The following is a 23,942-nucleotide window of genomic DNA, read 5'->3' as shown; positions in this document are numbered from 1 at the left end:
TTTAGTCATGTGCGCGCGGATTTGAACAATCAAAAGGCGATCAAAATGACTGGTTTCTGGCGAAAAGGCTTCATGGCTGCGGCGATGGGCATCGGCTTGCTGGGTGCGGCGTCTGCATTGGCCCAGAACGGCCCCCAGGATGTATCTCCCTCGACGAATGCCCCGGCCGCTCCTGCTGCAGAGGCGCCTCCCAGCCCGGCACCAGCCAATACAGCGCCTGCCGCGACCACACCTGCTGCTGAAGCACCTTCGTCTGAATTGATCCAGTCCCAGACCGTTGCTCCTGCTGCAGCGCCGGTCGAAAGCGAGAGCGGTTTGATCCTGCCGCACGACCTGTCGCCGTGGGGCATGTTCATGGCCGCGGATTGGGTCGTGAAGGCGGTGATGATTGGTCTGGCACTGGCTTCGCTCGCTACGTGGACGGTCTGGGTGGCCAAGACGCTTGAACTGGCCGGTGCGCGCCGCCGGGCGACCAAGGCATTGAAGGTTATCGGTCATTCGGCAACGCTTGCCGAAGCTGTCCGCTCGCTGGACGGTACCAAGGGACCGGGCGCAATTCTGGTCCGTGCCGCAGAAGATGAGGTTCGCCTTTCGGGTCCTGCACTTGCCCGCGCCGGTGGCGAGGGCCTCAAGGAGCGTGTTTCCTCGCGCCTGTCGCGTATCGAGGCCAAGGCCGGACGCCGTCTCTCCAAGGGCACGGGCATTCTTGCGACCATCGGTTCGGTTGCTCCGTTTGTCGGCCTGTTCGGCACGGTCTGGGGCATCATGAATTCGTTCATCAATATCAGCCAGGCGCAGACGACGAACCTCGCTGTCGTGGCGCCGGGTATTGCCGAAGCGCTGCTTGCGACGGCCATCGGTCTCGTTGCCGCTATCCCCGCCGTGGTTATCTACAACGTGTTCGCCCGTTCCATCACCGGCTACCGGTCGTTGCTGGCCGATGCTTCGGCGGGGGTTGAGCGCCTCGTCAGCCGCGATCTGGATTTCAGAACATCCGGTGTGCGTGAAGGCACGCTGCACGCAGCGGAGTAGGCACCATGGCTGGTAAAGTTCGCGAAGGCGGCGGTGACGATCTCGAGCTGAACCACGAGATCAATGTGACGCCTTTCATCGACGTTATGCTGGTTCTGCTCATCATTTTCATGGTGGCGGCCCCTCTGGCGACTGTGGATGTGAAGGTGGATCTGCCTGCCTCGACAGCAGCGCCTGCACCGCGCCCCGACAAGCCGCTTTATGTGACACTGAAGGATGATCTCAGCATCAGTGTCGGCAACGATACCGTTGCCCGCGAGCGCCTTGGCGTGGCGCTGGACGGCCTGTCGGAGAAAAACAAGGAAGCGCGCATCTTCCTGCGTGCCGACAAGAATGTCGGCTATGGCGAATTGATGCGCGTGATGAATCTTCTGCGTGAAGCCGGTTATCTGAAGATCGCGCTGGTCGGTCTTGAAACCATCGGTGCCGACCAGAGCGGAGCAGCACCTGCCGGTGCGCCTGCGCAACCGGCACCCGCTTCGCAAACTCCCGCAGCGCAGGGAGCCGCGCAATGAATGCACTTCCGCCCGACCATCCTCCTGTAAAGGTGGCTTCGGCTGACACCCCGCATCATTCCTTCTGGCATGATGCAGGGCGCTGGTTGGGTGCGGGCATTCTTGTTCTGACAGTTCATGCCGCCGGTGCCTACGCCATTCACATGGCACAGGAAGAAGACCAGCCCGATGGCTCGCAGGTTGCCGCCATGGTGGTGGAGCTTGCGCCGGAGCCGGAAGCGCCGATGGAAGAACAGGTTGCGGAAGAAGCCCAGCCGGAAACGGCTGAAGCACCGCAGGAACAGGCTGAGCCGGAACCGGCCCCACAACCGGAACCGGTACAGGAAGAGCCGACACCACCTGAACCGGAAGAGGTGACGCCGCCCGAGCCTGAGCCGGAACCACAGGCTGTTCAGGAGCCTGAAGAAGTCATTCCGGATGTGGTCGAGGCAGAAAAGCCCGAAGTGGCCGTTCCGCTGCCGGTCGAAAAGCCGGAAGTAAAGCCTGAACCCAAGCCGGAGCCGAAAAAGGTTGAAAAGCCGAAGCCGGAAAAGCCGAAGGTCGAGAAACCAAAGCCCAAGAAGGCTGAGAAAGCACCCGAAACCCGTCAGGCCGCTGCGCCGCAGATGGATGCTGACAGCGGGGCAAAAACGACTGCAAGCCGGCGCGGACAGAATGCTGCGGTACAGGGAGTGAGTTCCGACAAGTGGAAGTCGAAACTTTACTCGCACATGTTGAGGCGGACTCGTTACCTGAAGCGACAATTGGGAAAGGACGCCAAGGGCACCTTGCAGCTTCAAATCGTCGTAGATCCTTCTGGAAACATCCTTTCCGCGAAGCTGGCGGCATCATCGGGCAATCCAAAATTGGATCAGCTTGCGCTAGAGGCGACAAAACGCGCTTCCCCTTTGCCTGCACCTCCCGCTGCTTTGGCTCAGCCCCGGAACCCAGTCTTGGTGCCTATGAAGTTTAAATAGTGTATAGTTTAAAGGAGGCCGGTCACGAAACCGGCCTTTTCATTGTCAGCGATTACTCCACAAATCCGAACATCGGGCCATAGCCTCCATGCCAGGATATATCGTTCCGCTCCAGCGCTGGAACGTAAATGCCAGCGCCGCCGCCGCCGTCGAGAAACAGGGCATTGGGGCATTGGAGATGGTCTCGAAACAGTTTTGCGAAATCGTGGAAATTGACCGCGTCTTCGCTGATCGCGAATCGGATCGCGCCGCCATCGCAAATGCCGACGCCGCTGCGCCGGGTCTTGTCGGTTGAGGCGACAATGAAAATCGGGTTGATCCTGTTGCGGATAACCAGCATCGGCCCCGACTGGGTGGCCAGTTGCGGCTTGATCTTTTGTTTCAGAAAACGGTCGGTTGGCAGGATTTCCGCGCCCTTGTCGCCGAGATAGAAGATACCGTTCGGCTTTTTGTAGAAGTTCGGCACGGGGCCGGAGCCATGAGCAGGCGTCGTCTTGCTTGCCGGGCGAAGCTCACGGCCATCTTCGACGTAGAGGCCCATTGGCGAAAAATCAGGCTGATACATGCCTGCATTGAGCGCGAAAACCAGTGTCTTGCCGCGACTTGCGGCAGCGTCAGCTACTTTTGAAAAATTGCGATAGGGCTCATCGCCGCCATTTTTCCAGAACAGATGCAAGCCCGTGCCATCCGCCTTTGCATCGCAGATGATATAGTCTGTACCTTCAATGGTTTCGCGGTTGCAGGTTTCGGTGCGGCCCGGCTGCGTCATCGCAGCAAGCACAATCGCGGCAGCGAACAGGCTTCTCTTGAACGGAATCATCGCTGTGCTGCCTCCCGTCAGCGTTTGCTATTCGGATGACAGTGCCACGGCGGGCAACAGGCGGGAAGCCTTGCGCGCAGGCAGGAAACCGAAGATCAGGCCGGTGGCGAAAGCGCAGGCGAAGGCCAGCAAGACCGGCCCGACGCTGTAGCCGACCGAAAGACCGGCCCAGCCCGCGATGGCTGCAGCGCCCAGTCCGATCACGACGCCAAATGCACCGCCAATTGCCGAGACGGTCAGCGCTTCGGTGATGAATTGCAGCAGGATATCGCGCCGCCTTGCGCCGGTCGCCATGCGCACGCCGATCTCGCGGGTGCGCTCCGTCACGCTTACCAGCATGATGTTCATGACGCCGATGCCGCCGACCAGAAGCGAGATTGCAGCGACGGACCCCAGAAACAGCGTCATCGTATTGCCCATCGCCGTCGCGTCCTCGCGGATGGACGACATGTTGGTTATCATCGTGTCCTGCTTCTTGTGGCGCTGGTCGAGCAGGTCCTGAATCTGTTCCTGTGTCGTGTTGATGAGGTCGGAATCCTTCACCTGCACGGTGATAGTACGCACATATTTCTGGCCGAACAGCCGCAGATTGCCGGTCGAAAGCGGCACGACCACCACATCGTCCTGATCCGAACCGCCAAAACCTGCGCCCTTCGGCTCAAGAGTTCCGATCACCTGAAACGGAATCTTCTGGATCAGGATATACTGCCCGATAGGATTGCTGCCATCGGGGAACAGCGTGTTGACGACCGTTTTGCCCAGCACTGCGACGGGCGCATAATTGTCCAGATCGCTCTGGCTGATGAAGTCGCCGGTGGCAACCTTCCACGATTTGGCTTCGGAAAAGGCGGGTACGGTCCCGTTTGCCTGCGACTGGTAGTCGACATTGCCACGGCGCAGCGTCACGGTGCCGGTGACTTCGGGGACAGCGGTTTTGATGTTCGGCAATTCCAGAATTGCGGTGGCGTCTTCGGGAATCAGCGTTGCGATCTGGCCTGTTCCCCGGAAACCAGCCATGGACGGGCGCACCAGAATGAGATCGGTGCCCATCGCATTTATGCGGTCGAGAATCGAGTTCTGCGCGCCGGTGCCGATGGCGAGCATTGTCACCACGGAACTGACGCCGATGATGATGCCGAGCAGCGTAAGAATTGTCCGGAAGATATTGGCCCGCAAGGCACGCATCGCCATCTTCACCGCCTCCGAAACATCGGCAATGCGGGCGGAATTGCCTTCAAGGCTCTCCTGCAGCCGGAAAGGCGCCTGTGTATCGGGAATGGCGCGCTTCACAGTATCGGAGAGTATCTGGCCGTCGCGAATTTCGATCAGCCGATCAGCGCGTTCGGCCACTTCACGGGCATGCGTGATGACGATGACGGTATGACCCTGCGCGTGCATGGAGCGCAAAAGGTCCATCACATCCTCGCCGCTCTGGCTGTCGAGTGCGCCGGTCGGCTCGTCGGCAAGGATGATGCGCCCGCCATTCATGAGCGCGCGGGCGATGGAAACGCGCTGCTGCTGGCCGCCGGAAAGCTGGTTCGGGCGATGGTCGAGGCGGTCGCCGAGCTTCAGCGAATTGAGCAGCTCGGCGGCGCGTGCGTGGCGCTCCGATGCGGGCAGTCCTGCATAGATCGCGGGAACCTCGACGTTTTCCTGTGCGGTCGAGGTCGAGATGAGGTTGTAGCTCTGGAAAACGAAGCCGAAGGTTCGGCGGCGCAATGCTGCAAGCGCATCGGCATCCAGTGTCGATACGTCCTCGCCGTCGAGCAGATATTGTCCGCCGCTCGGACTGTCGAGGCAGCCCAGAATGTTCATCAGCGTCGATTTGCCGGAGCCGGACGCGCCCATGATCGCGACGAACTCTCCGGCCTGAATATCGAGCGTGATGCCGTGCAGCACCTCAACGGCAAGGTCGCCGTTGTGATAGGTCTTGCGGATATCATCCAGTCTGATGAGCGGTGTGTCGGTCATGAGGCAGCTCATCAGAACAGGCGCATGCCGGGCCTGCGGCCACGCTGGCCTGCAGCGGCTTCGGCTCCACTGGAAGCGCTGGTGACGATAACCTTGTCGCCTTCCTCAAGGCCGCTCTTGATCTCGGTTTGCACGCGATTGCGTACGCCGATCTGAACCTGGCGCTCGGTGATCGAGCCATTGTCGCTCACGACCTTGACCGAAATCTGCGGCTTGCCTTTCTGGTTCTGGGGACCCTCGCGCTTGTAATTCAGCGCCGACGAGGGGACGATCAATACGTCTTTCGCCTCATCGAGAATGAAATAAACCTGCGTGCTCATATTGATCATCAGTTCGCCGGTCGGGTTCGGGACGTCGAACAGCGCATAATAGAGCACAACATTGTTCTCGGTTGCAGGCGTCGGCTTGATCTGGCGCAGCGTGCCGGTAAAGCGCTTCTCCGGCTGGCCGAGCAGGGTGAAATAGACCGGCATTCCAGGTTTCAGCCTGCCGATGTCGGCTTCCGAAACCTGCGCTTCCACAGTCATGACCTTGAGATCGGCCACAGTCACGATGGTCGGTGCGCTTTGCACGGCATTCAGCGTTTCGCCTTCCTTGGCGGCCTGATCGACGACCGTGCCTTCCATGGGGCTGTAAATCTTGGTGTAGCCGAGATCGACCTTGTCGCTGGCAAGCTGAGCTTCCTGCTGGCGGATCTGCGCGCCGAGCGCCTTCACATCCGCATCGGCCATGGCAAGATCGGCATCGGCCTGATCCACGGTGGATTGGGATACGCCGCGCGTGGCCAGAAGCGAGCGCTGGCGTGCCGCATTGGCCTTTTTGAGCGTCAGCTGGGCTTCCTTGCTCAAAAGCTGTGCCTTGAGATTGTCGAGCTGCGCGCTTGCGATTTCCACCTTCTTCTCGAAGGGAGACGGGTCGATTTCGGCGATGAGCTGGCCCTGCTTCACCTGATCGCCCACTTCAACCTTCACGCTTTTAAGCTGGCCGGAAACCTGCGCGCCGACATTGATGCTGCGCAGAGCGCTAAGCGTACCGACAGCGGTAATGGCGTTTTCGATATCGCCGCGTGTGACTGTCTCGGCGAGATAGCTCGTCTTCTGGCCGTCTGCCTGGCCTGATCCGTAAAAATACCAGCCCGCACCGGCCACGATCGCTGCAATGACAAGCCAGAGCCACCAGCGGCGCGCCTTGCTGCGCGTGCGCTTCTGCGAAGGTGCCGTCCGCTGCCCGGTTTTGGAAGAATCGGAAGTTGTAAGCACCGTTAAACCCTCTAGCTTTCAGAACCTCCGATCTCCGGAGATTTATCAATATGTCCCGCAAATTCTCTGTCGCATACAACCAAAGCGAGACAATACTTGCCCACTAAGGATAGCTAACCGGATATCTATGCTTCTCCGCTCAGGATTTCATCTTAATTATTTGTCATGCAATAATTGTCGGCGACACAAAGGCTGGACGCTTCCGGGCTCCTCTCGGTGATTGCCCGAAAACATGCGATGAAGCGAACCAAGTTGGTATCAATATACAACTTGCAGTTATTCTTTCGGAATTTTCCAATGAAAACAAACTGATCGAGGTAATTAAGTGTTCTTAAATTATCTCCTGATTAAATAAGATCGGGAATCTACAATCTGAAAGTAGAGAAGAAAATTTAGACGTGATCTATCCGTAGAGGCGGATGGTCGGCGCATGCATGATGCATGTTGTTTTGAACTGGCATGGAAATAAGGTTTCAATGCTCTTGGACGGGAGGGCAAATGGCTTACCTTATTATAGGGCGGAAGAGGTTTTTATCTTCAAAGAGCAAGTCTTGCGGCCTGCCTCGAAGAATACCTTTATTGTTATTTTTCAAACGAAATAAAAGCGGCACGGCAGCGGTCGAATTTGCAATATTGGCGCCGGTTTTTCTTCTGATCCTGATGGGCATGATCGCCTTCGGTCTCTATCTGGGCGTGGCGAATGCCGTGCAGCAGCTTGCGGCTGACGCCACACGGACGGCGCTGGCGGGTATCGATCCCCCGGAGCGGCTGACGTTGGCGACAACCTACATTCAGAAGAACGCGGCAAAATATTCGCTGATCGATCCGGCGAAGATGCAGGTGAATGTCGACAATGCCCAGTCGGACCCGAACCAGTTCACAGTGACGATCCGCTACAACGCGCAAAACCTGCCGATCTGGAACCTGATGACGGGCCTGCCGCTGCCGGACACGACCATTACAAGGGCATCGACAATAAGGCTTGGCGGAATCTGACTAAGGGTTGGGGGCATTCGATATGCGGGGTTTGGTATCGCGTTTCCTGCGTGCGCGGAGCGGCAATCTGGCGACGATGGCGGCGCTGGTTTCTCCACTGTTTCTGGCGGTAGCGGCATTCTGCGTGGACACGAGTTCGTTGTTTTTGGAGCGGCGCCAGCTACAAAGCATGGCTGATTTTGCCGCCGTTGCGGGTGCAGCTTCCCTTTCGCAGGCGAATGATGCGGTGTTGCGACAATTGCGGGCAAACGGTCTTGATCCGGTATTGATGACAGGCGCTTACGATCCGTCCGTCGTGAACGGAACAAGCGATAACAAGACCCGCGTATGGGTGGAGAAGGGCAATTACTTTCCCGACAAGAATCGTGCGGTTGAGAACCGTTTCGTGGCTGGCGGGGCCAGCCCCGATGCGGTTCGCGTCCGGCTGGCACGTCCGGGCAATCTCTATTTTGGTCAGGCATTCATCAATCGCCCCGCACTTGGCGCGACCGGCATGGCGGCCACGAAGGCGGAAGCCGCGTTTTGGATCGGTTCGCGATTGCTGAGCCTGAACACGAAGGAAAGTGCGCTCAACGGACTTTTGGGCGGGCTTCTGAATACAGATATCAATCTGAAGCTTGTTGATTACAATGCGATCGCGGCAACTGATATTAACTTGCTTGGTTTTCTTGACAAACTTGCCTTATCGCCCAAGGTGAACCTGAAGGCAGGAACTTATCAGCAGTTACTGGATACCGCTGTGTCTGTCGGAGACGTCGCGAACGTGATGGCTCAGGTAATAACGAACAATCCGACTGCAAAAGCTGCTCTGGAACTGTTGGGGAAGAATGCAGCCGCTTTGTCGACCAAGCTCCCCTTGGGTAAGCTGCTTGGGCTCGGTTCGCTCGCCGATGTTTCGCTGCAATCGGGGGCTGGATACAACATCACAGCCAATGCACTACAGGTCATATCTGCTGCAATAGTGCTGGGTGGCGATCATCAGATTTCGCTCAAAGTTCCGATCAATTTAGTGGTAGCCAATGTTGCAGTTGACGTCGCTATTGGTGAACCGGCACAAAAAACGCCCTTCTTCAGGGTCGGTGCGGCGGGGGCGCTCGTGCGGACGGCACAAATAAGGTTGCGGCTCAACATCAGTGTATTGGGTGACAATGCCTTGGGTCTGAATTCACTGGCAAGCGTGAACCTTCCGATTTTCATTGATGTAGCCTCCGCGGAAGGTGAGTTGGTGAATATCAGTTGCCCATCCGGTCCGCAGAGCGCGAATGTAGGTATCGGAGTGAGAACCGGCATAGTGGGAATTTATCTGGGTAATCTGGACACGGGATTCGGTGATTTCAGTAAAAAACCATCAGTCAGCAGAAAGGAGATCGCTAATATACTTGGCCTTGACGTTTTGGGGCTAATCAAGATTAAACTGGCAAGCATCTATGCGAGAGCCGAAATTCCGTTGGGTGACAATCAACAGAGAATTGTCAATTTCAGTGCCAGCGATATAACGAGTAAGAAAATCCAGACGGTCCATTCCTCGAAACTGTTGACATCGTTGACCAGTGCACTGCTCAACAACATTGAGATTACCGCCAGTGTCGACCTGCTGGGTTTGAACCTCAACATTACCGGCGTCGTTAAAGCACTTGGCGGCTTGCTAGGTCCGCTCTCGGCTCCTTTGGACAGCTTACTATTTGGTCTTCTCGACCTGCTCGGTGTCAAACTGGGTGAGGCTGATGTTCAGGTCACCGGCGTTCTTTGTCAGCGCGCGGCGCTGACGCAGTAAAAACAGGCAATAAAAAAGCCCGGCTCAGCCGGGCTTTTGCGTGCGATTTGTCCGTTTATGCCGTGCCGGTCGAACCGAAGCCACCGGCGCCACGTGCCGTATCGGTCACCTCGGCGCGTTCTTCAATCTTCGGCTGGACGACCGGCGCGAAAACAGCCTGCGCGATGCGCATGCCGCGCTCGATACGGAAATCGTCATCGCCGAGATTGATGAGAAGAACCTTCACCTCGCCGCGATAATCGGAATCGATGGTGCCGGGCGTGTTGAGGCAGGTGATGCCGTTCTTGAAGGCAAGGCCCGAGCGCGGACGAATCTGTACCTCGAAACCTTCCGGAATTTCGAAGATCAGTCCTGTCGGCACCAGCGTGCGGCGTCCCGGCAGGAGAACGATCTGGCGGTCTTCGGCAACGGCCGCACGCAGGTCCATGCCAGCCGAACCTGATGTCTCATAGGCCGGGAGTTCAAGGCCTTTCGCATGTTCGAGGCGGATGATGCCGAGCGTTGGCGCGGAAGAGGATACTGCGGTCATGAGGGAGCCTTTCCTGCAAGAATTCAGTTGGCCTGCGAGACACTGGTTCATCGCGCATCTTGTCTGAAAGCCGTTTCACACTTTTCAGGATGCGCTTTAAATTGGCGACGCTCATACGTGAAAACCAATGAAAGGTGTACCGCCTATTTGCTGTTTTGCAATGATAGTACGGCACAGGGTCATGCAATTTGCACCGGCAATTAGTCTGTCTGGCATGAAAACCGGTCCAGTGCCCTTATGGAACAAATCAATCATTCACCTGTTGGACTTTCGTGTTTCAAGAATGAGGATTTGAAAATGCCAAGCCCTGAAATGAATAAATGTATCGATGCCTGCCTGGATTGCTATCGGGTTTGTCTCGACACGGCCTCCAGCCACTGCCTGGAAGAAGGTGGCGCGCATGTCGAGCCGAAACATTTTCGCATCATGCTGACTTGCGTGGAAACTTGCCGGACGGCGGCTCACATCATGTTACTGGACACGCCCCTTCATCGTGAAACTTGCGGTGCCTGCGCGAAGATTTGTGAAGCTTGTGCGCAATCCTGTCGGGAGGTTGGTGGCATGGAAAAATGCGTTGAGGTTTGCGAGCGTTGCGCCACGCTCTGTCGCGAAATGGCCCGGCACTAAGACGTCTGGCGGAGGATTGCACGGTCATTCCTTCAGCGGAACCGCAGTCGTTTCCTTGATCTCTTCCATGACGAATGAAGCCGAAACATCTGACAGCGGAACGCTGGCGATCAGCCGCTGATAAAGCCGGTCATAGGCTTTGACGTCGGAAACGCGCGCCTTCAGCACATAGTCCAGATCGCCGGTCATGCGATAAACCCCGACGATTTCCGGAAAACGCCCCATGGCACCGCGAAACTTGCCCAGCCAATCGGGGTCGTGGCTCGATGTGCGAACGAGAATGAAGACGGACAGGCCGCAACCGGCCATCTCGGCATCGACCAGGGCCACGCGCGCCTTGATGATCCCCTCATCCTCCATGCGCTTGACCCGCCGCCAGCAGGCATTGCGCGATAAGTGTACCCGCTCGGAGAGAGAATCAACGGACAGGGTTCCGTCGATTTGCAGCTCATCCAAGATTTTTCGATCGATTTCGTCGAGAACCGGTTTCATGATGGGATGATTGTCCCAATAAATAGTGATTATCAAGGATATTTTGAGATTTCATCTCAGATGCATTTGCTAGAATGATTTTCCAGAAAGGCGCGATATGCGCTGTATAACGGGAACAACTTACTCATTGACGGGAGTATTTCCAATGACCACTCGCATCACGCGCCTCTTCACCGAGCACCCTCAATCGGTTGACGAGACCTATTTTGAACATATGGCCTTTGCCGGACGTTTTTCGTTCAAGCTTTTTTGTGCGGCGTTTGCAGCACTGATCCATGCAATTTTGCCATTTTTGTTCGAGAAGACGGCGAGCACAATCGTTCGCCAGCTTTATGAGCGGACGCATAACCGGGGCCGGTAAACACCGGATCGCAAATGTGTCGTTGGGCCGCCTATCTCGGACCTGAAACCTATCTGGAAGACATTATATCGTCTCCCTGCCATTCGCTCGTGGCGCAAAGCCACGATGCGCATGAAGCCAAAACGCGTACCAATGGCGACGGATTCGGCGTTGCCTGGTACGGCCATCGTGATGAGCCGGGGCTTTATCGGGATATTCTGCCCGCATGGTCCGACCAGAACCTCCGTAGTCTGGCGCGACAAATTCAATCGCGTCTTTTCCTTGCGCATGTGCGGGCTTCGACCGGAGGGCTGACCAGCCGGTCCAACTGCCATCCCTTCGTTTCTGGACGCTGGAGCTTCATGCATAACGGCCAGATCGGTCACTTCGACCGGCTGCGTCGCAGGCTGGAAAGCCATTTGAGCGATGATGTCTATGGCCAGAAACATGGCGCAACCGATTCGGAACTGATCTTTCTTCTGATGCTGGAATTCGGTCTCGACAGTGACCCTGTGCTTGCCATGAAGCGTATGGTGGCAACGGTTGTCGAGGAATCGGTGCGCGGCGGCGTGCCGCCATTTCTGCGGCTGACTGCAGCCTTCTCCGATGGAAACCAGCTTTACGCCATCCGCTATGCGACCGACGCTTTCGCGCCGACGCTTTATACGGCGACACTGGGCGGATCGTCCGGCATATGCGTGGTGTCAGAGCCGCTGGACGGCGAGGCCGCCAACTGGATGGCGGTGCCGGCAAACAGTTTTGTCACTGTCTCCCGGCAAGGCCGCATTGCGATCGAGACTTTCGAGGAACCGATTTCCCGACCGCAGGATGCCGTGACGGTTTAGGCGTTCCCGATCAATATGCCTGCCGCCAGCACGAGGCTGCCGCCCAGGACCACTTGAAGCACAGAGCGGAGGAACGGCGTTTCCATGTAGCGGTTCTGGATGAAGGCGATGGCCCAGAGTTCGAAGAAGACCAGAATTGCTGCGATGCTTGTGGCGGTCCAGAAATCCTTGATCAGGTAGGGCAGGGTATGGCCGAGGCCGCCCAGCGTCGTCATGATACCGCAGGACAGGCCGCGCTTGATCGGCGAGCCGCGACCCGACAGCTTGCCGTCGTCGTGGATTGCTTCGGTGAAGCCCATCGAGATGCCGGCGCCGACGGAGGCGGACAGGCCGACCAGAAAAGTCTGCCACGTGTCCTGTGTCGCGAAGGCCGCGGCGAAGATCGGGGCGAGCGTTGAGACAGAGCCGTCCATCAGGCCAGCAAGCCCCGGCTGGACATAGGTGAGGATGAACTGCTTGCGCTCTGCGGCGCGCTCCTCATCCTGTACATCATCCGGTGTCAGCGCCAGTTCCAGCGACTCCGCCTTGGCTTCATGCTGCTTTTCCTGCTGGGCAAGGTCGCCCAGCAGCTTGCGGGTGTCCGCATCGCTGACGCGCTTGGCGGCCTCGATATAGAATCGATAGGCCTGTTCCTCCATTTCCGATGCGGCTTCGCGCACCTTGTCGATGCCAAGCGGACGCACCAGCCAGTCCGGCTTGCGATCGTAATAGCCGCTGACATGTTCGCGGCGGATCAGCGGAATCCGGTCGCCAAAGCGGGCTTTGTGGCGTTCGATTAGCGCATCGCGGTGACCATGTTCTTCCGCTGCCATCTGTTCGAAGATTTTCGCCGATTGCGGAAACTCGTCACGCAGCCCATCGGCATAAGCGAGATAGATACGGGCATCGTCCTCTTCGGAGGATATGGCAAGCGCCAGAATTTCCTGTTCGGAAAGCGAATCGAAAGGGCGTCGGTCGTTGCGAAAGAATCGGCTTAGCATCTGGGGAATCCAAAGTTTAGAATAATTCTAAAATAAGATTTGACATCCGGAAGTCAAGTCTTGCAGTGCAGGCACAATTGGCGCATTAAAACGCGGCCCTGAAATAAGGGCATCATATCAGCGACCCGATCAGAAGAGAGCGAATCGATGGCATCGACGATTCTCCACGCAAGCAATAGTCCGCGCCCGCTTAACCGGCAGGATTTCCGCACGCTCGGCCTTTCGGCCCTTGGCGGCGCGCTGGAGTTCTATGATTTCATCATCTTCGTGTTTTTTGCCAGTGTGATCGGCCATTTGTTCTTTCCACCCGACATGCCGGACTGGCTGGTGCTGATCCAGACCTTCGGCATTTTCGCAGCCGGCTATCTGGTGCGACCTGTGGGCGGCATCGTGCTGGCGCATTTCGGCGACAAATTCGGCCGCAAGCGCGTCTTCGCCTTCTCGGTGTTTCTGATGTCGATTTCAACGCTGGCCATGGCCTGCCTGCCGACCTATGCGACGCTGGGCGTCGGCGCGCCGATCCTGCTGATTGTGTTCCGCATGTTGCAGGGTGCCGCCATTGGTGGTGAAGTGCCGGGCGCATGGACCTTTGTGGCCGAGCATGTCCCTGCCAATCGTGTTGGCATGGCATGTGGTTTTCTCTGCTCGGGCCTGACGCTTGGCATCATGATCGGTTCGCTGATCGCCACTGCCATCAACTGGATTTTCACGCCGGAAGAACTGTCCGCCTATGCATGGCGTATTCCGTTCTTCATCGGCGGTATCTTCGGCCTGCTTGCTGTTTATCTGCGCCGCTGGCTGGCGGAAACGCCGATCTTCACCGAGATGAAGAGCAGCCATCTGTTGAAGGACAAGCTGCCGCTTGGCACCGTTCTGCGCAACCACATGCATGGGGTTGTCATTTCCGTGCTGCTGACCTGGATCTTGTCGGCAGGCATTGTTGTCACCACGCTGATGACGGCAACCTTCCTGCAGAAGCTCTATGGCTATACGCCTTTGCAGTCGCTTGCTGCCACAAGCTTCGGCACGCTGTTCCTGATGTTCGGAACGGTGACGGCGGGTGCTATCGTGGACCGCATCGGCAGCGGGCGCTTCTTCGCCGTTGCGGGCATTTTCTTCGGCGTCGCAACCTTTGTCTTCTACACCTATGCGGCGGTTTCGCTGCCGGTTCTGTTCGCGCTTTATGCTGTGATGGGGCTCTCGGTCGGTATGGTTGGCGCGGTGCCTTATGTGATGGTGCGCGCATTCCCGGCTCCGGTACGCTTCTCGGGCCTGTCGTTTTCCTACAATGTTTCCTATGCGGTCTTTGGTGGTCTGACGCCAGTGATCGTGACGTCGTTTCTGGCCGTCAACCCGATGGCCCATGCCTGGTATCTGGTGTTCATCGCCGTTCTGACCTGTGGCCTTGGTCTTTACCTGATGGCCCGCAGCGATCAGGTCGAAGGCGAGATCGGCCTGACTGAGCTTTCGACCGGGAATGCGGTTCCACAGCCGAACTGATAAAAAGGGCCGCGAAAGCGGCTCTTTTTCAATCAGAGTATCTTCTGCATGAAGGTCAGATCGAGCCAGCGCCCGAACTTCTGGCCAACCTGTTTCAGCGTGCCGCAATCCTCAAAGCCCTGCGATTTATGCAGCGCGATGGATGCGGCATTGCCCGCTTCGATACCGGCAATCAGCACATGCACCTTGCGCTCGCGCGCTTCGTCCACAAGCTCGGTCAGGAGGGCACGTCCGATACCGCCGCCGCGTGCGTCGCTTGCCACATAGATCGAAAGTTCGGATGAATGGCGGAAACCCTCGAACGGACGGAACGGGCCATAGCTCGCATAGCCAACGACCTGACCTTCACGTTCGGCAACCAGCACCGGAAAGCCGTCACGATTGCGGGCCTTAAGCCAGTCGCGACGGTTTTCCAGATCGACAAGCGTTTCATTCCAGATGGCGAGCGTGTTCTCTACCGCATCATTATAGATGGTGAGCAGGGCAGGGAGGTCGGCTTCCGTCGCGTGGCGGATTAGAAGGGTCATTTCAGAGCCTTATTGAACAAGAAAACGGCGGGATTTCTCCCGCCGTTTTCTATTACTTGCAAGTGAAAAGAATCAACCCTGGGCCTTCAACTCGAGGCGACGGCGATGCAGGACCGGCTCGGTGTAGCCGTTCGGCTGTTCGCGGCCCTTGAAGACCAGATCGCAGGCGGCCTGGAAGGCAATCGACTTGTCGAAGTCAGCGGCCATCGGGCGATAGAGGGCATCGCCTTCGTTCTGCTTGTCGACGACGGCTGCCATGCGCTTCATGGTTTCCATGACCTGTGCTTGCGAAACGACGCCGTGATAGAGCCAGTTGGCGATGTGCTGTGCGGAGATGCGCAGCGTTGCGCGGTCTTCCATCAGGCCGACATTGTTGATGTCCGGAACCTTCGAGCAGCCAACGCCCTGATCGACCCAGCGCACGACATAGCCGAGAATGCCTTGCGCGTTGTTGTCGATTTCGTGCTGGATGTCTTCCGGCGTCCAGTTCGGACGGGTTGCGACCGGCACTGACAGGATGTCGTCGAGCTTGGCGCGCGGACGGCTCTTCAGCTTTTCCTGAACGGCTGCAACGTCCACCTGATGATAGTGGGTCGCGTGCAGGGTGGCAGCAGTCGGCGACGGCACCCATGCGGTGTTCGCACCGGCCTTCGGATGGGCGATCTTCTGTTCCAGCATCGCTGCCATCAGGTCCGGCATTGCCCACATGCCCTTGCCGATCTGCGCATGGCCGGAAAGGCCGCATTCAAGACCGATATCGACATTCCACTGTTCATAAGCACCGATCCATGCGGCCTGCTTCATGTCACCCTTGCGGATCATCGGGCCAGCTTCCATCGAGGTATGGATTTCGTCGCCGGTGCGGTCGAGGAAGCCGGTATTGATGAAGACGACGCGTTCCTTGGCCGCGCGGATCGCTTCCTTGAGGTTAACCGTGGTGCGGCGCTCCTCGTCCATGATGCCGATTTTGAGCGTGTTCGGCTTCATGCCAAGCAGTTCTTCGGTGCGGGTGAAGATTTCATTGGCAAATGCCACTTCTTCCGGCCCGTGCATCTTCGGCTTGACGATATAGACCGAGCCTTCGCGCGAATTCATGTGACGGCCATTCGGGCCGATATCGTGCAGCGCAATCAGGCTGGTGAAGGCTGCATCCATGATGCCTTCCGGCACTTCATGGCCTTCGGCATCGATGATCGCCGGGTTGGTCATCAGGTGGCCGACGTTGCGAACCAGCATCAGGGAACGGCCCTTGAGCGTCAGATCGGAACCGTCGGCAGCCTTGTAGGCGCGGTCGCCGTTGAGGCGGCGGGTCGTCTGCTTGCCGTTCTTCTCGAACGTGTCTTCCAGCTTGCCGTTCATCAAGCCAAGCCAGTTGCGATAGACAGCAACCTTGTCTTCCGCATCGACGGCAGCAATCGAATCTTCGCAATCCTGGATCGTGCTGACGGCGGATTCCAGAACAACATCGGCAATATGGGCCGGATCGGTCTTGCCGATCGGATGGTCCGCATTGACGACGATGTCGACATGCATGTTGTTCTTGGCCAGCAGCACATTGGTCGGGGCGGCGGCATCGCCATTGTAGCCCTTGAACTGGCTTTCATCCTTCAGCGTCGTTGCCGAACCGTCGGTGAGCTTGATTTCAAGCTTGCCGTTCTTGACGGCGAGACCGGCGACATTGGCCCAGTTGCCGGTGGCAAGCGGCGCGCTTTCATCGAGGAAGTTTTTCGCCCAGGCGATGACCTTTTCGCCGCGCTTTGGATTGTAGCCCTTGCCCTTTTCCGCGCCGTCGGCATCAGAAATAGCATCGGTGCCGTAGAGCGCATCATAGAGCGAACCCCAGCGCGCATTGGCAGCGTTCAGCGCATAGCGCGCGTTCATGACCGGAACGACAAGCTGTGGGCCTGCGATGTGGGTGATTTCCGGATCGACATTGGTGGTCGAAACCGAAAATTCTCCACCTTCCGGCAGGAGATAGCCAATGTCCTTCAGGAACTGCTGGTAATCGGCCTGCGTATAGCCCTTATCGCGATTTTGCTTGTACCAGGCGTCGATCTTGGCCTGAAGGTCGTCGCGCTTGGCGAGGAGGGCGCGATTCTTTGGTGCGAGATCGCGGATGATGGCGGCAAAGCCCTTCCAGAACTTTTCCGGTTCCACACCGGTGCCGGGCGCGGCCTCCGTGGCCAGGAACTCCACCAGTTCAGGGGCAACGCGCAAGCCTTCAATCTCAACGTAATTACCGGCTTTCTGAAAAACCATGGCTATGCCTCCTTCAAAATAAACAAATCCACCGCCGGCACTCTTCAGTGCCAGCTGTCATGCTGCCTTTGAACCGCTTTGGTGCGCTTTCGTCAATCGGGGCGAGGGCACATCATCTGTGACGCTGCGGCGAAAATAGCTTTTATAATGACAGTTTGGCTCGAATATCATGGAGCGTAAAGCCCTGCTCACGCAATGATGCAAGTGCCGTATCCTGTCGGCTCTTCGACAGTTTCAGACCGTCATCGCCGAGTACCAGATCATGGTGATGATAAAGCGGCTCGGGCAGGCCGAGAAGCCTCTGCAGCAGCCGGTGTACGGAGGTCGCGTGAAACAGATCATGCCCGCGCACGACATGGGTAATGCCCTGCAACGCATCGTCCACCACCACGGAAAGATGATAGCTGGTCGGCGTGTCCTTGCGTGCAATCACCACGTCGCCCCAGCGGGCGGGGTCGGCGGCGATGCGCCCGGCCTCGCCATCCGGGCCTTGGCCGCTTTCGTTCCAGAAAAGCGGCTCGCCTGCGGCTTCCAGTGCTTTGTCCATATTGAGCCGCCAGGCATAGGACATGCCCGAGGCGATACGCTCCATTTGTTCCTTTTCGGTCAGATCGCGCTCGCCCTGCGGATAAAGCGGTGTTCCATCCGGGTCGGAAGGCCAGTCCTTGCCCTTGGCGAAAGCTTCGCCGATCCGCTCGCGAACTTCACCCCGGCTGAGGAAGGCCGGATAAACGAGGCCCTTATCGGCAAGTTTGGTAAGGGCATTGCGATATTCGCCAAAATGTTCCGACTGGCGGCGCACAGGGGTTTCCCATGTCAGGCCAAGCCAGTGGAGATCGTCGTAGATGCCTTGTTCCAGTGCAGGTGTGCAGCGCGCCATGTCGATATCTTCCATGCGCAGCAGGAAGCGGCCGCCGCTTTGTTTGGCCATATCCGCGTTCAAAAGCGCGGAATAGGCATGGCCGAGATGGAGCTGGCCATTGGGGCTGGGAGCAAAGCGGAACACGGGTGCGGTCATGGTAGCTTGTTGTCAGTTGAATGTCATCTGATTCCATTGGTACGTTGTGTACCGAGAGAATGAAAGGCTGTGCGATGCGGCGGATCGATACATTGAGCGATATTGAGATGGGGCTGGAGGCTCTGGTTCTCGCCGATATGCGGCTGGCCGATATTCGCAGCCGCTCCCATGCGGTGCCGCTGCGTAGGTCCGAACCCGGATTTGAAAGTCTGGCTTCCATCATTGTCGCGCAGCAGGTTTCGACCGCCAGTGCCGCTGCAATCTGGGCGCGGCTGAAACAGGCAATCGATCCACTGACGCCCGAAGCCTATATTGCGGGCGGAGAGGAGGCTTGGCGTTTTGCCGGTCTCTCGCGTCCCAAGCAGAGAACGCTTCTGGCAGTTGCGCAAGCACTTGCCGAAGGTGGCCTCGACCTGCACGGGCTTTGCGAGCTGCCTGCCGAGGAAGCAATCGCAGCCCTGACGGCGATCAAGGGCATCGGCCCGTGGACGGCGGAGGTCTATCTTCTGTTTGCCGCCGGTCATCCAGATGTGTTTCCGGCTGGCGATGTGGCCTTGCAGACGGCTGTTGGCCACGCCTTCGCCCATGAGATCCGGCCCGACGCAGTTGCCCTTCGCAAGCTGGCGGAAGACTGGGCGCCGTGGCGCGGCGTGGCGGCGCGATTGTTCTGGGCTTATTATGCAGCGATCAAGGGACGCGAAGCGGCCCCACTTTTATAGATGCTGCTGTAAAACTTGCGTGTTTCCCGACGCATAAATGCGTTTCTGCTTCACAATCCTGTCACGTCGGGCTTACATTATCTGCATCGGCTGATGACGGAATTTCGATTCGCAGACGCTTGATTTTCTGCTGATTGCAGTCCCGTCCTCATGAGGTTGGAGCGTCGTTGTTGCGCCCAAATGGACGCGCGGCGCTTCGATGAAAGCGCAATTCCGCATGGAGAGCCATTTCGCCCTTTTTCGGAGTTGCTCTGAAGGAGGTGCGCCCTTGACTGTTGCCGTCTCACCCAGAACCGTCTCGACCAGTGGCTTGCCCGCGCTGGTTCTGAACGCTGATTACCGCCCGCTCAGCTATTATCCCCTGTCGCTCTGGTCCTGGCAGGATGCGATCAAGGCGGTGTTTCTCGAACGCGTAAACATCGTGGCGGAATACGATCACATCGTTTCATCGCCGTCGTTTTCCATGCGCGTTCCGAGCGTGATTTGCCTGAAGGACTATGTGAAGCCGCCGCGCTATCCCGCATTCACGCGCTTCAACGTCTTTTTGCGTGATCGTTTTGAGTGCCAGTATTGCGGCTCGCCGCATGACCTGACCTTCGATCACGTTACCCCGCGTTGCCATGGCGGCGAGACGACGTGGGAAAATGTGGTCGCCGCCTGTTCACCATGCAATCTTCGCAAGGGCGGCATGATGCCCGCCGTCGCGCATATGTGGCCGCGCCAGAAACCGGCCATGCCGACCGTGCAGGACCTGCACAATAACGGTCGCCTTTTCCCACCCAACCATCTGCATGATAGCTGGCTCGATTTTCTCTATTGGGATGTCGAACTGGAGCCATAAGCATGTTGCGCAAAAGTGCGCAGCGGTTTTGCGATAACAACATGCGATAAAAGAAGAATCAGCCCTACAGTTTTCCGTTCTTATTTCCCACTTTTCGCAAAAGCGCCGTAGTAGCCGATAGCTGCAAAGAGCAAGCTTGCGACGACGTTCCATCCGGCAAAGGACAAGCCGAGGAAGTGGCCCGGTGCGCTGTCGCATGCGGGCGGACGCGTGGAATTGAGGTCGCTCAGGAGATTGCCCGCATCCAGCGTGACCTTCATCGTCGCGGCGCTGCAGTCGATCGGCCCCGGCCAGTACTTCAGTTCAACGCCGGTATGATAGATGGCAAGCGCCAGCCCGAAGGTCATCAAGAGCGCACCGATCAAGATAAGACCGCGTGTCAGGATCGGAGGCCATTTCAGGCCGTAGGAGACCCATGCCGCAGCCAGAACCGGAACGCCTATATAATAAGGCGTGCGTTGTTCGAGGCAGAGCTTGCAAGGCATGAAGCCAGCCAGATGTTCGAAGCCCAGTGCCGTGCCGACAGTTGCGGCAAGGCCGATGGTCATGATGCCTGCGGTCCATGCCTGTGTTTTGCCGACCGGATTATTGAGTGCAAACGACATATGGGATTCCCTGAAACGGCTCTATGGATAAACCTAAGCGAAAAAATTGGCTTGTCTCCAAGCAATTTATTTTGACCGAGTTTGGGCGAACCGCTCAGGCATGAAGATATTTCACAGCAAAGAAGAGCCCGATCAAGATCACAGCCACGAGACTTGCGATCAGGCCCAGGCGCTTTTCGATGAAATCGCGGATCGGTTCGCCATATCGGCGCAGCAGCCAGGCCAGAAAATAGAAGCGCGCACCGCGCGCCACGATAGCCGACGCGATAAAGAGCCAGATATTGATGCCAGCCGCACCTGACAGGATTGTCACCACCTTGATTGGTGGCAGATGCGCGAGGCCGGAGGTGATCAGCATCAATAGTATTGCATCGGCGCTGGTCGTGCCGCGCAATTGCTCGAACGTGTCCAGCTTGCCATACATTTCGAGCACCGGTTTGGCGATCTGTTCATAGGCGTGATAGCCGAGATACCAGCCCGCAATGCCGCCGAGGACAGACGAAACCGTCGCGATGAAGGCATAGCGCCAGGCGCGTTCGGGGCGTGCAAGCGCCATGGGCAGAAACAGGACATCGGCCGGGACAAGAAAGACCGAGCTTTCCACAAAGGCGATGATGGCAAGCCACCATTCGGCGGATTTTCTTGCGGCAAGCGAAATCGTCCAGTCGTAAAGGCGGCGCAGCATATATTTTCCGGATTATCTTAGGCGAGAGCCATATTAGAGCATTTCCAGCAAAAGTGCGAAGCGGTTTTGCGTAGGATAATGCGGTAAAACAAATAGTTAGAGCGGTTCCGATGATTCCGTATTAACCGGAACCGCTCTAGCCGGTTGCACCGTCTATAAATAAAAAAGATGGCGCGAACAATGCGCGCCATCTTCTTTGAGACTGCTTTGCACCGGACAGCTTGGGAACGGTATGAAAAACAGCAGTTTTTAACGCTTGTAGGCGCTGCAGATATATTTGGTCTCGAGATATTCCTCGATGCCGTATTTGGAGCCTTCACGACCGAGGCCCGACTGCTTCACGCCGCCAAACGGTGCGACTTCGTTGGAAATAAGCCCGGTATTGTGGCCGACCATGCCGTATTCCAGTCCTTCGCTGACACGGATCGCACGGCTGAAATTCTCCGTATAGAAATAAGCAGCCAGACCGAAGATCGTGTCATTGGCCATGGCGATGACTTCTTCTTCCGTATCAAAGGCAAAAAGCGGCGCCAATGGGCCGAAGGTTTCTTCCCTGGCGACGATCATGTCGGGGGTTACGCCCGTCAGCACGCCGGGTTCGAAGAACAGGCCGCCCAGTTCCTTGCCGCCGGTGATGAGCTTCGCGCCCTTGGATACGGCATCGTCAATATGTGCCTTGACTTTGGTGATGGCCTTCGGCTCGATCATCGGGCCGATGACGACACCTGGTTCCGTACCGTTGCCGACCTTCAGTTCCTTGACCTTGGCCGCGAGTTTTTCGGCGAACTTGTCGTAAATCCCACGCTGTACATAGATGCGATTGGCGCAGACACAGGTTTGCCCCGCATTGCGGTATTTGGAAATCATGGCGCCGTCGACAGCGGCATCGAGATCGGCATCGTCGAATACGATGAACGGCGCATTGCCGCCAAGTTCCAGCGAAATGCGCTTGATGGTCGGAGCGCACTGCGCCATCAGCAGGCGGCCAACTTCGGTCGATCCGGTGAAGGAGAGTTTGCGCACCGTTTCATTGCTTGTCAGCTCGGCGCCGATTTCACGCGCCTTGCCGGTGACGATCTGCAGAACGCCTGCCGGAATGCCAGCCTTTTCAGCGAGAACACCAAGCGCAAGGGCTGTCAGTGGCGTGAGGTCGGCAGGGCGCACGATCATGGTGCAGCCGGCGGCAAGTGCAGGTGCTGCTTTGCGAGTAATCATCGCCGCTGGGAAGTTCCATGGGGTAATCGCTGCCGTCACGCCGACAGGCTGGCGGATGACAGTCAGGCGCTGCCCGGCTTGCGGGGCAGGGATGGTGTCGCCATAAACACGCTTTGCTTCTTCAGCGAACCATTCGATAAACGATGCCGCATAGAGAACTTCGCCGCGTGCCTCGGCAAGCGGTTTGCCCTGTTCCGACGTCATGATAAGAGCAATATCATCAGCATTGGCAACGATGAGATCGAACCATTTGCGTAAGGTAGCCGTGCGCTCCTTGGCAGTCTTGGCGGCCCATGCCGGGAAAGCCTTTGCGGAGGCGTCGATGGCTTCCTTGATGGTCGCGACAGAAAGGGAGGGAACCGTGCCGATGACCGAACCGTCAGCCGGATTGGTCACGTCGATCTTGGTGCCATCCGTAGCGTCTATCCAGCGCCCGTCAACAAGGCATTGCGATTTGAGCAGCGAGGGGTCTTTCAAAGCGAGCATATTGGTGTTCCATCCCAGTCTTGCAGAGAAAGCTTGTTCAGTATATCGAACAGCTTACGGTATTTTGAATTAAACAGTCCGTGATAACCAAAGTCAAACAGTTAATCAGGCGGTCTATCGGGTGAATGGCAAAGCTATGACGAAAACGGTGAGCGACGAGGAGAGTTCCCAGAAACTGGTGCCAGCGGTTATGCGCGCGGCACAAATTCTGGATCAGATTGCTAAATCCGCACAGGAAAGCGGCAAGGGATCAGTGGACGGGCTCAAGCTTTCCGATCTTGCGCGCCGGACCGGCTTGCCGAAAAGCAGTGTGCACGGACTTTGCCAGACGCTGGTGCATCTCAAGCTCTTAAAGCTCAACAGCGACGGAAGCTTCACAATGGGGTCGCAATCGGTGCGCTGGGCCAATGTATTCATGGCAGGCAGCGACATTGTCGATGCGTTTCATGAGGCGGTTGCGGAGGCGGATGGGCTTGGAGCCCATACATTGACGCTCTCGCATCTCGAAGGACCGGATGTCATCTATCTATCTTGCCGCAACTCGACAGCGCCGCTGGGAATCACATTCCGTATTGGTATGCGGGTTCCCGCCGTCTTTACGGCCACCGGTAAGGCCATGCTGGCGGCGATGTCGCCACAGGAATTGGCGCGTCACCTGCCAGCGGAATGGCCAGACCTGATTACACCGGCGAGTGCGCCTTCGCTCGAGGTGCTGGAGGCGGAGATGACTGAGGCGAAAGCAAGAGGCTATTCACTGGATAACGGCCAGTTGCGAGAAGGCATGTTCTGTATCGGCGCTGCGATCTGCGATCGCCCGTTCCATCCTGCTGCCGGTATCGCCCTGTCCATGATGGCTGCAGAGGCGCGCGCCGATATTATAGAGGACATGGGCACGCGGGTGCGTGCGCTTGCGAATGATGTGGCGGACCGCATGGGATGGCTATCCACATA

23 protein-coding genes (1 of these 23 running past the window's edge) are annotated in these 23,942 nt (G+C 57.5%); 11 read left to right on the top strand and 12 right to left on the bottom strand.

The genetic code is table 11. The features are described 5' to 3' along the window. Nucleotides 1-9 precede the first annotated feature (9 nt). The 3 genes from exbB to MKS82_RS11240 are packed head-to-tail and all read left to right on the top strand — an operon-like array spanning nucleotide 10 to nucleotide 2,503. Nucleotides 10-1,032 carry a tonB-system energizer ExbB gene (gene exbB / locus MKS82_RS11250; RefSeq protein ID WP_109989164.1) on the top strand — a complete coding sequence of 341 codons (1,023 nt, stop codon included), beginning with the start codon at nucleotides 10-12 and terminating at the stop codon, nucleotides 1,030-1,032. 5 nt (nucleotides 1,033-1,037) lie between these two features. Beyond that, on the top strand, nucleotides 1,038-1,547 hold the full coding sequence (exbD, locus tag MKS82_RS11245) for a TonB system transport protein ExbD (RefSeq protein WP_109989165.1): 510 nt from the start codon (nucleotides 1,038-1,040) through the stop codon (nucleotides 1,545-1,547). Next, complete coding sequence (locus tag MKS82_RS11240; RefSeq protein WP_240578866.1) at nucleotides 1,544-2,503, top strand: energy transducer TonB; 960 nt, start codon at nucleotides 1,544-1,546, stop codon at nucleotides 2,501-2,503. Before exbD ends, MKS82_RS11240 begins: the two co-directional genes overlap by 4 nt. A gap of 52 nt (nucleotides 2,504-2,555) precedes the next feature. On the opposite strand, the gene MKS82_RS11235 is transcribed toward MKS82_RS11240, so the two are convergent. From MKS82_RS11235 to MKS82_RS11225, 3 genes are read right to left on the bottom strand one after another with little or no spacing between them, the layout of a single operon-like run. Continuing rightward, nucleotides 2,556-3,323, bottom strand: coding sequence for a phosphodiester glycosidase family protein (locus MKS82_RS11235; protein WP_109989167.1), 768 nt, complete (start codon nucleotides 3,321-3,323; stop codon nucleotides 2,556-2,558). Nucleotides 3,324-3,350: 27 nt separating this feature from the next. Continuing rightward, nucleotides 3,351-5,294, bottom strand: coding sequence for a MacB family efflux pump subunit (locus MKS82_RS11230; protein ID WP_109989168.1), 1,944 nt, complete (start codon nucleotides 5,292-5,294; stop codon nucleotides 3,351-3,353). Nucleotides 5,295-5,305: 11 nt separating this feature from the next. Beyond that, the gene (locus tag MKS82_RS11225; RefSeq protein ID WP_109989169.1) at nucleotides 5,306-6,553 is read right to left on the bottom strand and encodes an efflux RND transporter periplasmic adaptor subunit; all 1,248 of its coding nucleotides are present in this window, start codon (nucleotides 6,551-6,553) and stop codon (nucleotides 5,306-5,308) included. Nucleotides 6,554-7,132: 579 nt separating this feature from the next. Between MKS82_RS11225 and MKS82_RS11220 the strand changes: the two genes are divergently transcribed. Together MKS82_RS11220 and MKS82_RS11215 are read left to right on the top strand one after the other, a co-directional pair. Further along, nucleotides 7,133-7,549, top strand: coding sequence for a TadE/TadG family type IV pilus assembly protein (locus MKS82_RS11220; RefSeq protein WP_109989170.1), 417 nt, complete (start codon nucleotides 7,133-7,135; stop codon nucleotides 7,547-7,549). A gap of 22 nt (nucleotides 7,550-7,571) precedes the next feature. Next, the gene (locus tag MKS82_RS11215; protein ID WP_109989171.1) at nucleotides 7,572-9,323 is read left to right on the top strand and encodes a TadG family pilus assembly protein; all 1,752 of its coding nucleotides are present in this window, start codon (nucleotides 7,572-7,574) and stop codon (nucleotides 9,321-9,323) included. A 55-nt stretch (nucleotides 9,324-9,378) separates the two neighbouring features. Here MKS82_RS11215 and dut read toward each other — a convergent pair whose 3' ends face one another. Both dut and MKS82_RS11200 read right to left on the bottom strand, forming a co-directional pair. Beyond that, a complete protein-coding gene (gene dut / locus MKS82_RS11210; RefSeq protein WP_109989172.1) occupies nucleotides 9,379-9,852 on the bottom strand; it encodes a dUTP diphosphatase in 474 nt (157 codons plus the stop codon). 651 nt (nucleotides 9,853-10,503) lie between these two features. Continuing rightward, the gene (locus tag MKS82_RS11200) at nucleotides 10,504-10,971 is read right to left on the bottom strand and encodes an Lrp/AsnC family transcriptional regulator (RefSeq protein ID WP_109989173.1); all 468 of its coding nucleotides are present in this window, start codon (nucleotides 10,969-10,971) and stop codon (nucleotides 10,504-10,506) included. A gap of 145 nt (nucleotides 10,972-11,116) precedes the next feature. On the opposite strand from MKS82_RS11200, the gene MKS82_RS11195 reads away from it, so the two are divergent. Both MKS82_RS11195 and MKS82_RS11190 read left to right on the top strand, forming a co-directional pair. After that, nucleotides 11,117-11,332 (top strand): DUF6356 family protein, encoded by a 216-nt coding sequence (locus MKS82_RS11195; RefSeq protein ID WP_006473246.1) that lies wholly within the window; start codon nucleotides 11,117-11,119, stop codon nucleotides 11,330-11,332. Between the two features lie 14 nt (nucleotides 11,333-11,346). Continuing rightward, entirely contained in the window at nucleotides 11,347-12,156 is an 810-nt protein-coding gene (locus MKS82_RS11190) for a class II glutamine amidotransferase (protein WP_061348069.1), read from the top strand. Here MKS82_RS11190 and mbfA read toward each other — a convergent pair. After that, a complete protein-coding gene (mbfA, locus tag MKS82_RS11185) occupies nucleotides 12,153-13,136 on the bottom strand; it encodes an iron exporter MbfA (protein ID WP_109989174.1) in 984 nt (327 codons plus the stop codon). The genes MKS82_RS11190 and mbfA overlap by 4 nt on opposite strands. 147 nt (nucleotides 13,137-13,283) lie before the next feature. On the opposite strand from mbfA, the gene MKS82_RS11180 reads away from it, so the two are divergent. Continuing rightward, nucleotides 13,284-14,636, top strand: coding sequence for an MFS transporter (locus tag MKS82_RS11180; protein ID WP_240578865.1), 1,353 nt, complete (start codon nucleotides 13,284-13,286; stop codon nucleotides 14,634-14,636). A 32-nt stretch (nucleotides 14,637-14,668) separates the two neighbouring features. Here the strand turns inward: MKS82_RS11180 and MKS82_RS11175 are convergent, their stop codons facing one another. From MKS82_RS11175 to gluQRS, 3 genes are all read right to left on the bottom strand, one after another. After that, complete coding sequence (locus MKS82_RS11175) at nucleotides 14,669-15,163, bottom strand: GNAT family N-acetyltransferase (protein WP_109989176.1); 495 nt, start codon at nucleotides 15,161-15,163, stop codon at nucleotides 14,669-14,671. Between the two features lie 72 nt (nucleotides 15,164-15,235). Next, nucleotides 15,236-17,422, bottom strand: coding sequence for a malate synthase G (locus MKS82_RS11170; protein ID WP_109989177.1), 2,187 nt, complete (start codon nucleotides 17,420-17,422; stop codon nucleotides 15,236-15,238). 142 nt (nucleotides 17,423-17,564) lie between these two features. Then, on the bottom strand, nucleotides 17,565-18,440 hold the full coding sequence (gene gluQRS / locus MKS82_RS11165) for a tRNA glutamyl-Q(34) synthetase GluQRS (protein WP_109989178.1): 876 nt from the start codon (nucleotides 18,438-18,440) through the stop codon (nucleotides 17,565-17,567). Nucleotides 18,441-18,514: 74 nt separating this feature from the next. Here gluQRS and MKS82_RS11160 point away from each other — a divergent pair, with 74 nt between their 5' ends. Then, nucleotides 18,515-19,159: a DNA-3-methyladenine glycosylase family protein gene (locus MKS82_RS11160; protein WP_109989179.1), complete on the top strand. Its 645-nt coding sequence runs from the start codon at nucleotides 18,515-18,517 to the stop codon at nucleotides 19,157-19,159. 268 nt (nucleotides 19,160-19,427) lie between these two features. Beyond that, a complete protein-coding gene (locus tag MKS82_RS11155) occupies nucleotides 19,428-20,000 on the top strand; it encodes an HNH endonuclease (protein ID WP_010661320.1) in 573 nt (190 codons plus the stop codon). An 80-nt stretch (nucleotides 20,001-20,080) separates the two neighbouring features. On the opposite strand, the gene MKS82_RS11150 is transcribed toward MKS82_RS11155, so the two are convergent. The 3 genes from MKS82_RS11150 to MKS82_RS11140 form a co-directional block, all read right to left on the bottom strand. After that, nucleotides 20,081-20,605, bottom strand: a complete 525-nt coding sequence (locus tag MKS82_RS11150) for a disulfide bond formation protein B (protein WP_109989180.1) — start codon at nucleotides 20,603-20,605, stop codon at nucleotides 20,081-20,083. 94 nt (nucleotides 20,606-20,699) lie between these two features. Then, nucleotides 20,700-21,290, bottom strand: a complete 591-nt coding sequence (locus MKS82_RS11145; RefSeq protein ID WP_109989181.1) for a YqaA family protein — start codon at nucleotides 21,288-21,290, stop codon at nucleotides 20,700-20,702. A 249-nt stretch (nucleotides 21,291-21,539) separates the two neighbouring features. After that, entirely contained in the window at nucleotides 21,540-22,991 is a 1,452-nt protein-coding gene (locus MKS82_RS11140) for an NAD-dependent succinate-semialdehyde dehydrogenase (RefSeq protein ID WP_109989182.1), read from the bottom strand. Between the two features lie 136 nt (nucleotides 22,992-23,127). Between MKS82_RS11140 and MKS82_RS11135 the strand changes: the two genes are divergently transcribed. Beyond that, nucleotides 23,128-23,942 carry the 5' portion of an IclR family transcriptional regulator gene (locus MKS82_RS11135; protein ID WP_109989183.1) on the top strand. It continues 1 nt past the right edge of the window, so the window shows 815 of its 816 coding nt (coding positions 1-815); the start codon lies at nucleotides 23,128-23,130; only part of the stop codon is in view: it crosses the right edge, with 2 bases visible at nucleotides 23,941-23,942.

Source organism: Ochrobactrum sp. A-1 (assembly GCF_022488005.1).
In the GTDB taxonomy this organism is placed as follows: domain Bacteria; phylum Pseudomonadota; class Alphaproteobacteria; order Rhizobiales; family Rhizobiaceae; genus Brucella.
The sequence above is the reverse complement of the archived record's forward strand: the minus strand, read 5'-3'. Positions and strand labels throughout refer to the sequence as shown.

What these genes read in the sequence shown, in the direction of transcription:
- exbD (WP_109989165.1), top strand. Translation starts at nt 1,038, where the DNA reads ATGGCTGGTAAAGTTCGCGAAGGCGGCGGTGACGATCTCGAGCTGAAC.
- MKS82_RS11240 (WP_240578866.1), top strand. Translation starts at nt 1,544, where the DNA reads ATGAATGCACTTCCGCCCGACCATCCTCCTGTAAAGGTGGCTTCGGCT.
- MKS82_RS11235 (WP_109989167.1), bottom strand. Translation starts at nt 3,323, where the DNA reads ATGATTCCGTTCAAGAGAAGCCTGTTCGCTGCCGCGATTGTGCTTGCT.
- MKS82_RS11230 (WP_109989168.1), bottom strand. Translation starts at nt 5,294, where the DNA reads ATGACCGACACACCGCTCATCAGACTGGATGATATCCGCAAGACCTAT.
- MKS82_RS11215 (WP_109989171.1), top strand. Translation starts at nt 7,572, where the DNA reads ATGCGGGGTTTGGTATCGCGTTTCCTGCGTGCGCGGAGCGGCAATCTG.
- dut (WP_109989172.1), bottom strand. Translation starts at nt 9,852, where the DNA reads ATGACCGCAGTATCCTCTTCCGCGCCAACGCTCGGCATCATCCGCCTC.
- MKS82_RS11200 (WP_109989173.1), bottom strand. Translation starts at nt 10,971, where the DNA reads ATGAAACCGGTTCTCGACGAAATCGATCGAAAAATCTTGGATGAGCTG.
- MKS82_RS11195 (WP_006473246.1), top strand. Translation starts at nt 11,117, where the DNA reads ATGACCACTCGCATCACGCGCCTCTTCACCGAGCACCCTCAATCGGTT.
- MKS82_RS11190 (WP_061348069.1), top strand. Translation starts at nt 11,347, where the DNA reads ATGTGTCGTTGGGCCGCCTATCTCGGACCTGAAACCTATCTGGAAGAC.
- mbfA (WP_109989174.1), bottom strand. Translation starts at nt 13,136, where the DNA reads ATGCTAAGCCGATTCTTTCGCAACGACCGACGCCCTTTCGATTCGCTT.
- MKS82_RS11180 (WP_240578865.1), top strand. Translation starts at nt 13,284, where the DNA reads ATGGCATCGACGATTCTCCACGCAAGCAATAGTCCGCGCCCGCTTAAC.
- MKS82_RS11175 (WP_109989176.1), bottom strand. Translation starts at nt 15,163, where the DNA reads ATGACCCTTCTAATCCGCCACGCGACGGAAGCCGACCTCCCTGCCCTG.
- MKS82_RS11170 (WP_109989177.1), bottom strand. Translation starts at nt 17,422, where the DNA reads ATGGTTTTTCAGAAAGCCGGTAATTACGTTGAGATTGAAGGCTTGCGC.
- gluQRS (WP_109989178.1), bottom strand. Translation starts at nt 18,440, where the DNA reads ATGACCGCACCCGTGTTCCGCTTTGCTCCCAGCCCCAATGGCCAGCTC.
- MKS82_RS11160 (WP_109989179.1), top strand. Translation starts at nt 18,515, where the DNA reads ATGCGGCGGATCGATACATTGAGCGATATTGAGATGGGGCTGGAGGCT.
- MKS82_RS11150 (WP_109989180.1), bottom strand. Translation starts at nt 20,605, where the DNA reads ATGTCGTTTGCACTCAATAATCCGGTCGGCAAAACACAGGCATGGACC.
- MKS82_RS11145 (WP_109989181.1), bottom strand. Translation starts at nt 21,290, where the DNA reads ATGCTGCGCCGCCTTTACGACTGGACGATTTCGCTTGCCGCAAGAAAA.
- MKS82_RS11140 (WP_109989182.1), bottom strand. Translation starts at nt 22,991, where the DNA reads ATGCTCGCTTTGAAAGACCCCTCGCTGCTCAAATCGCAATGCCTTGTT.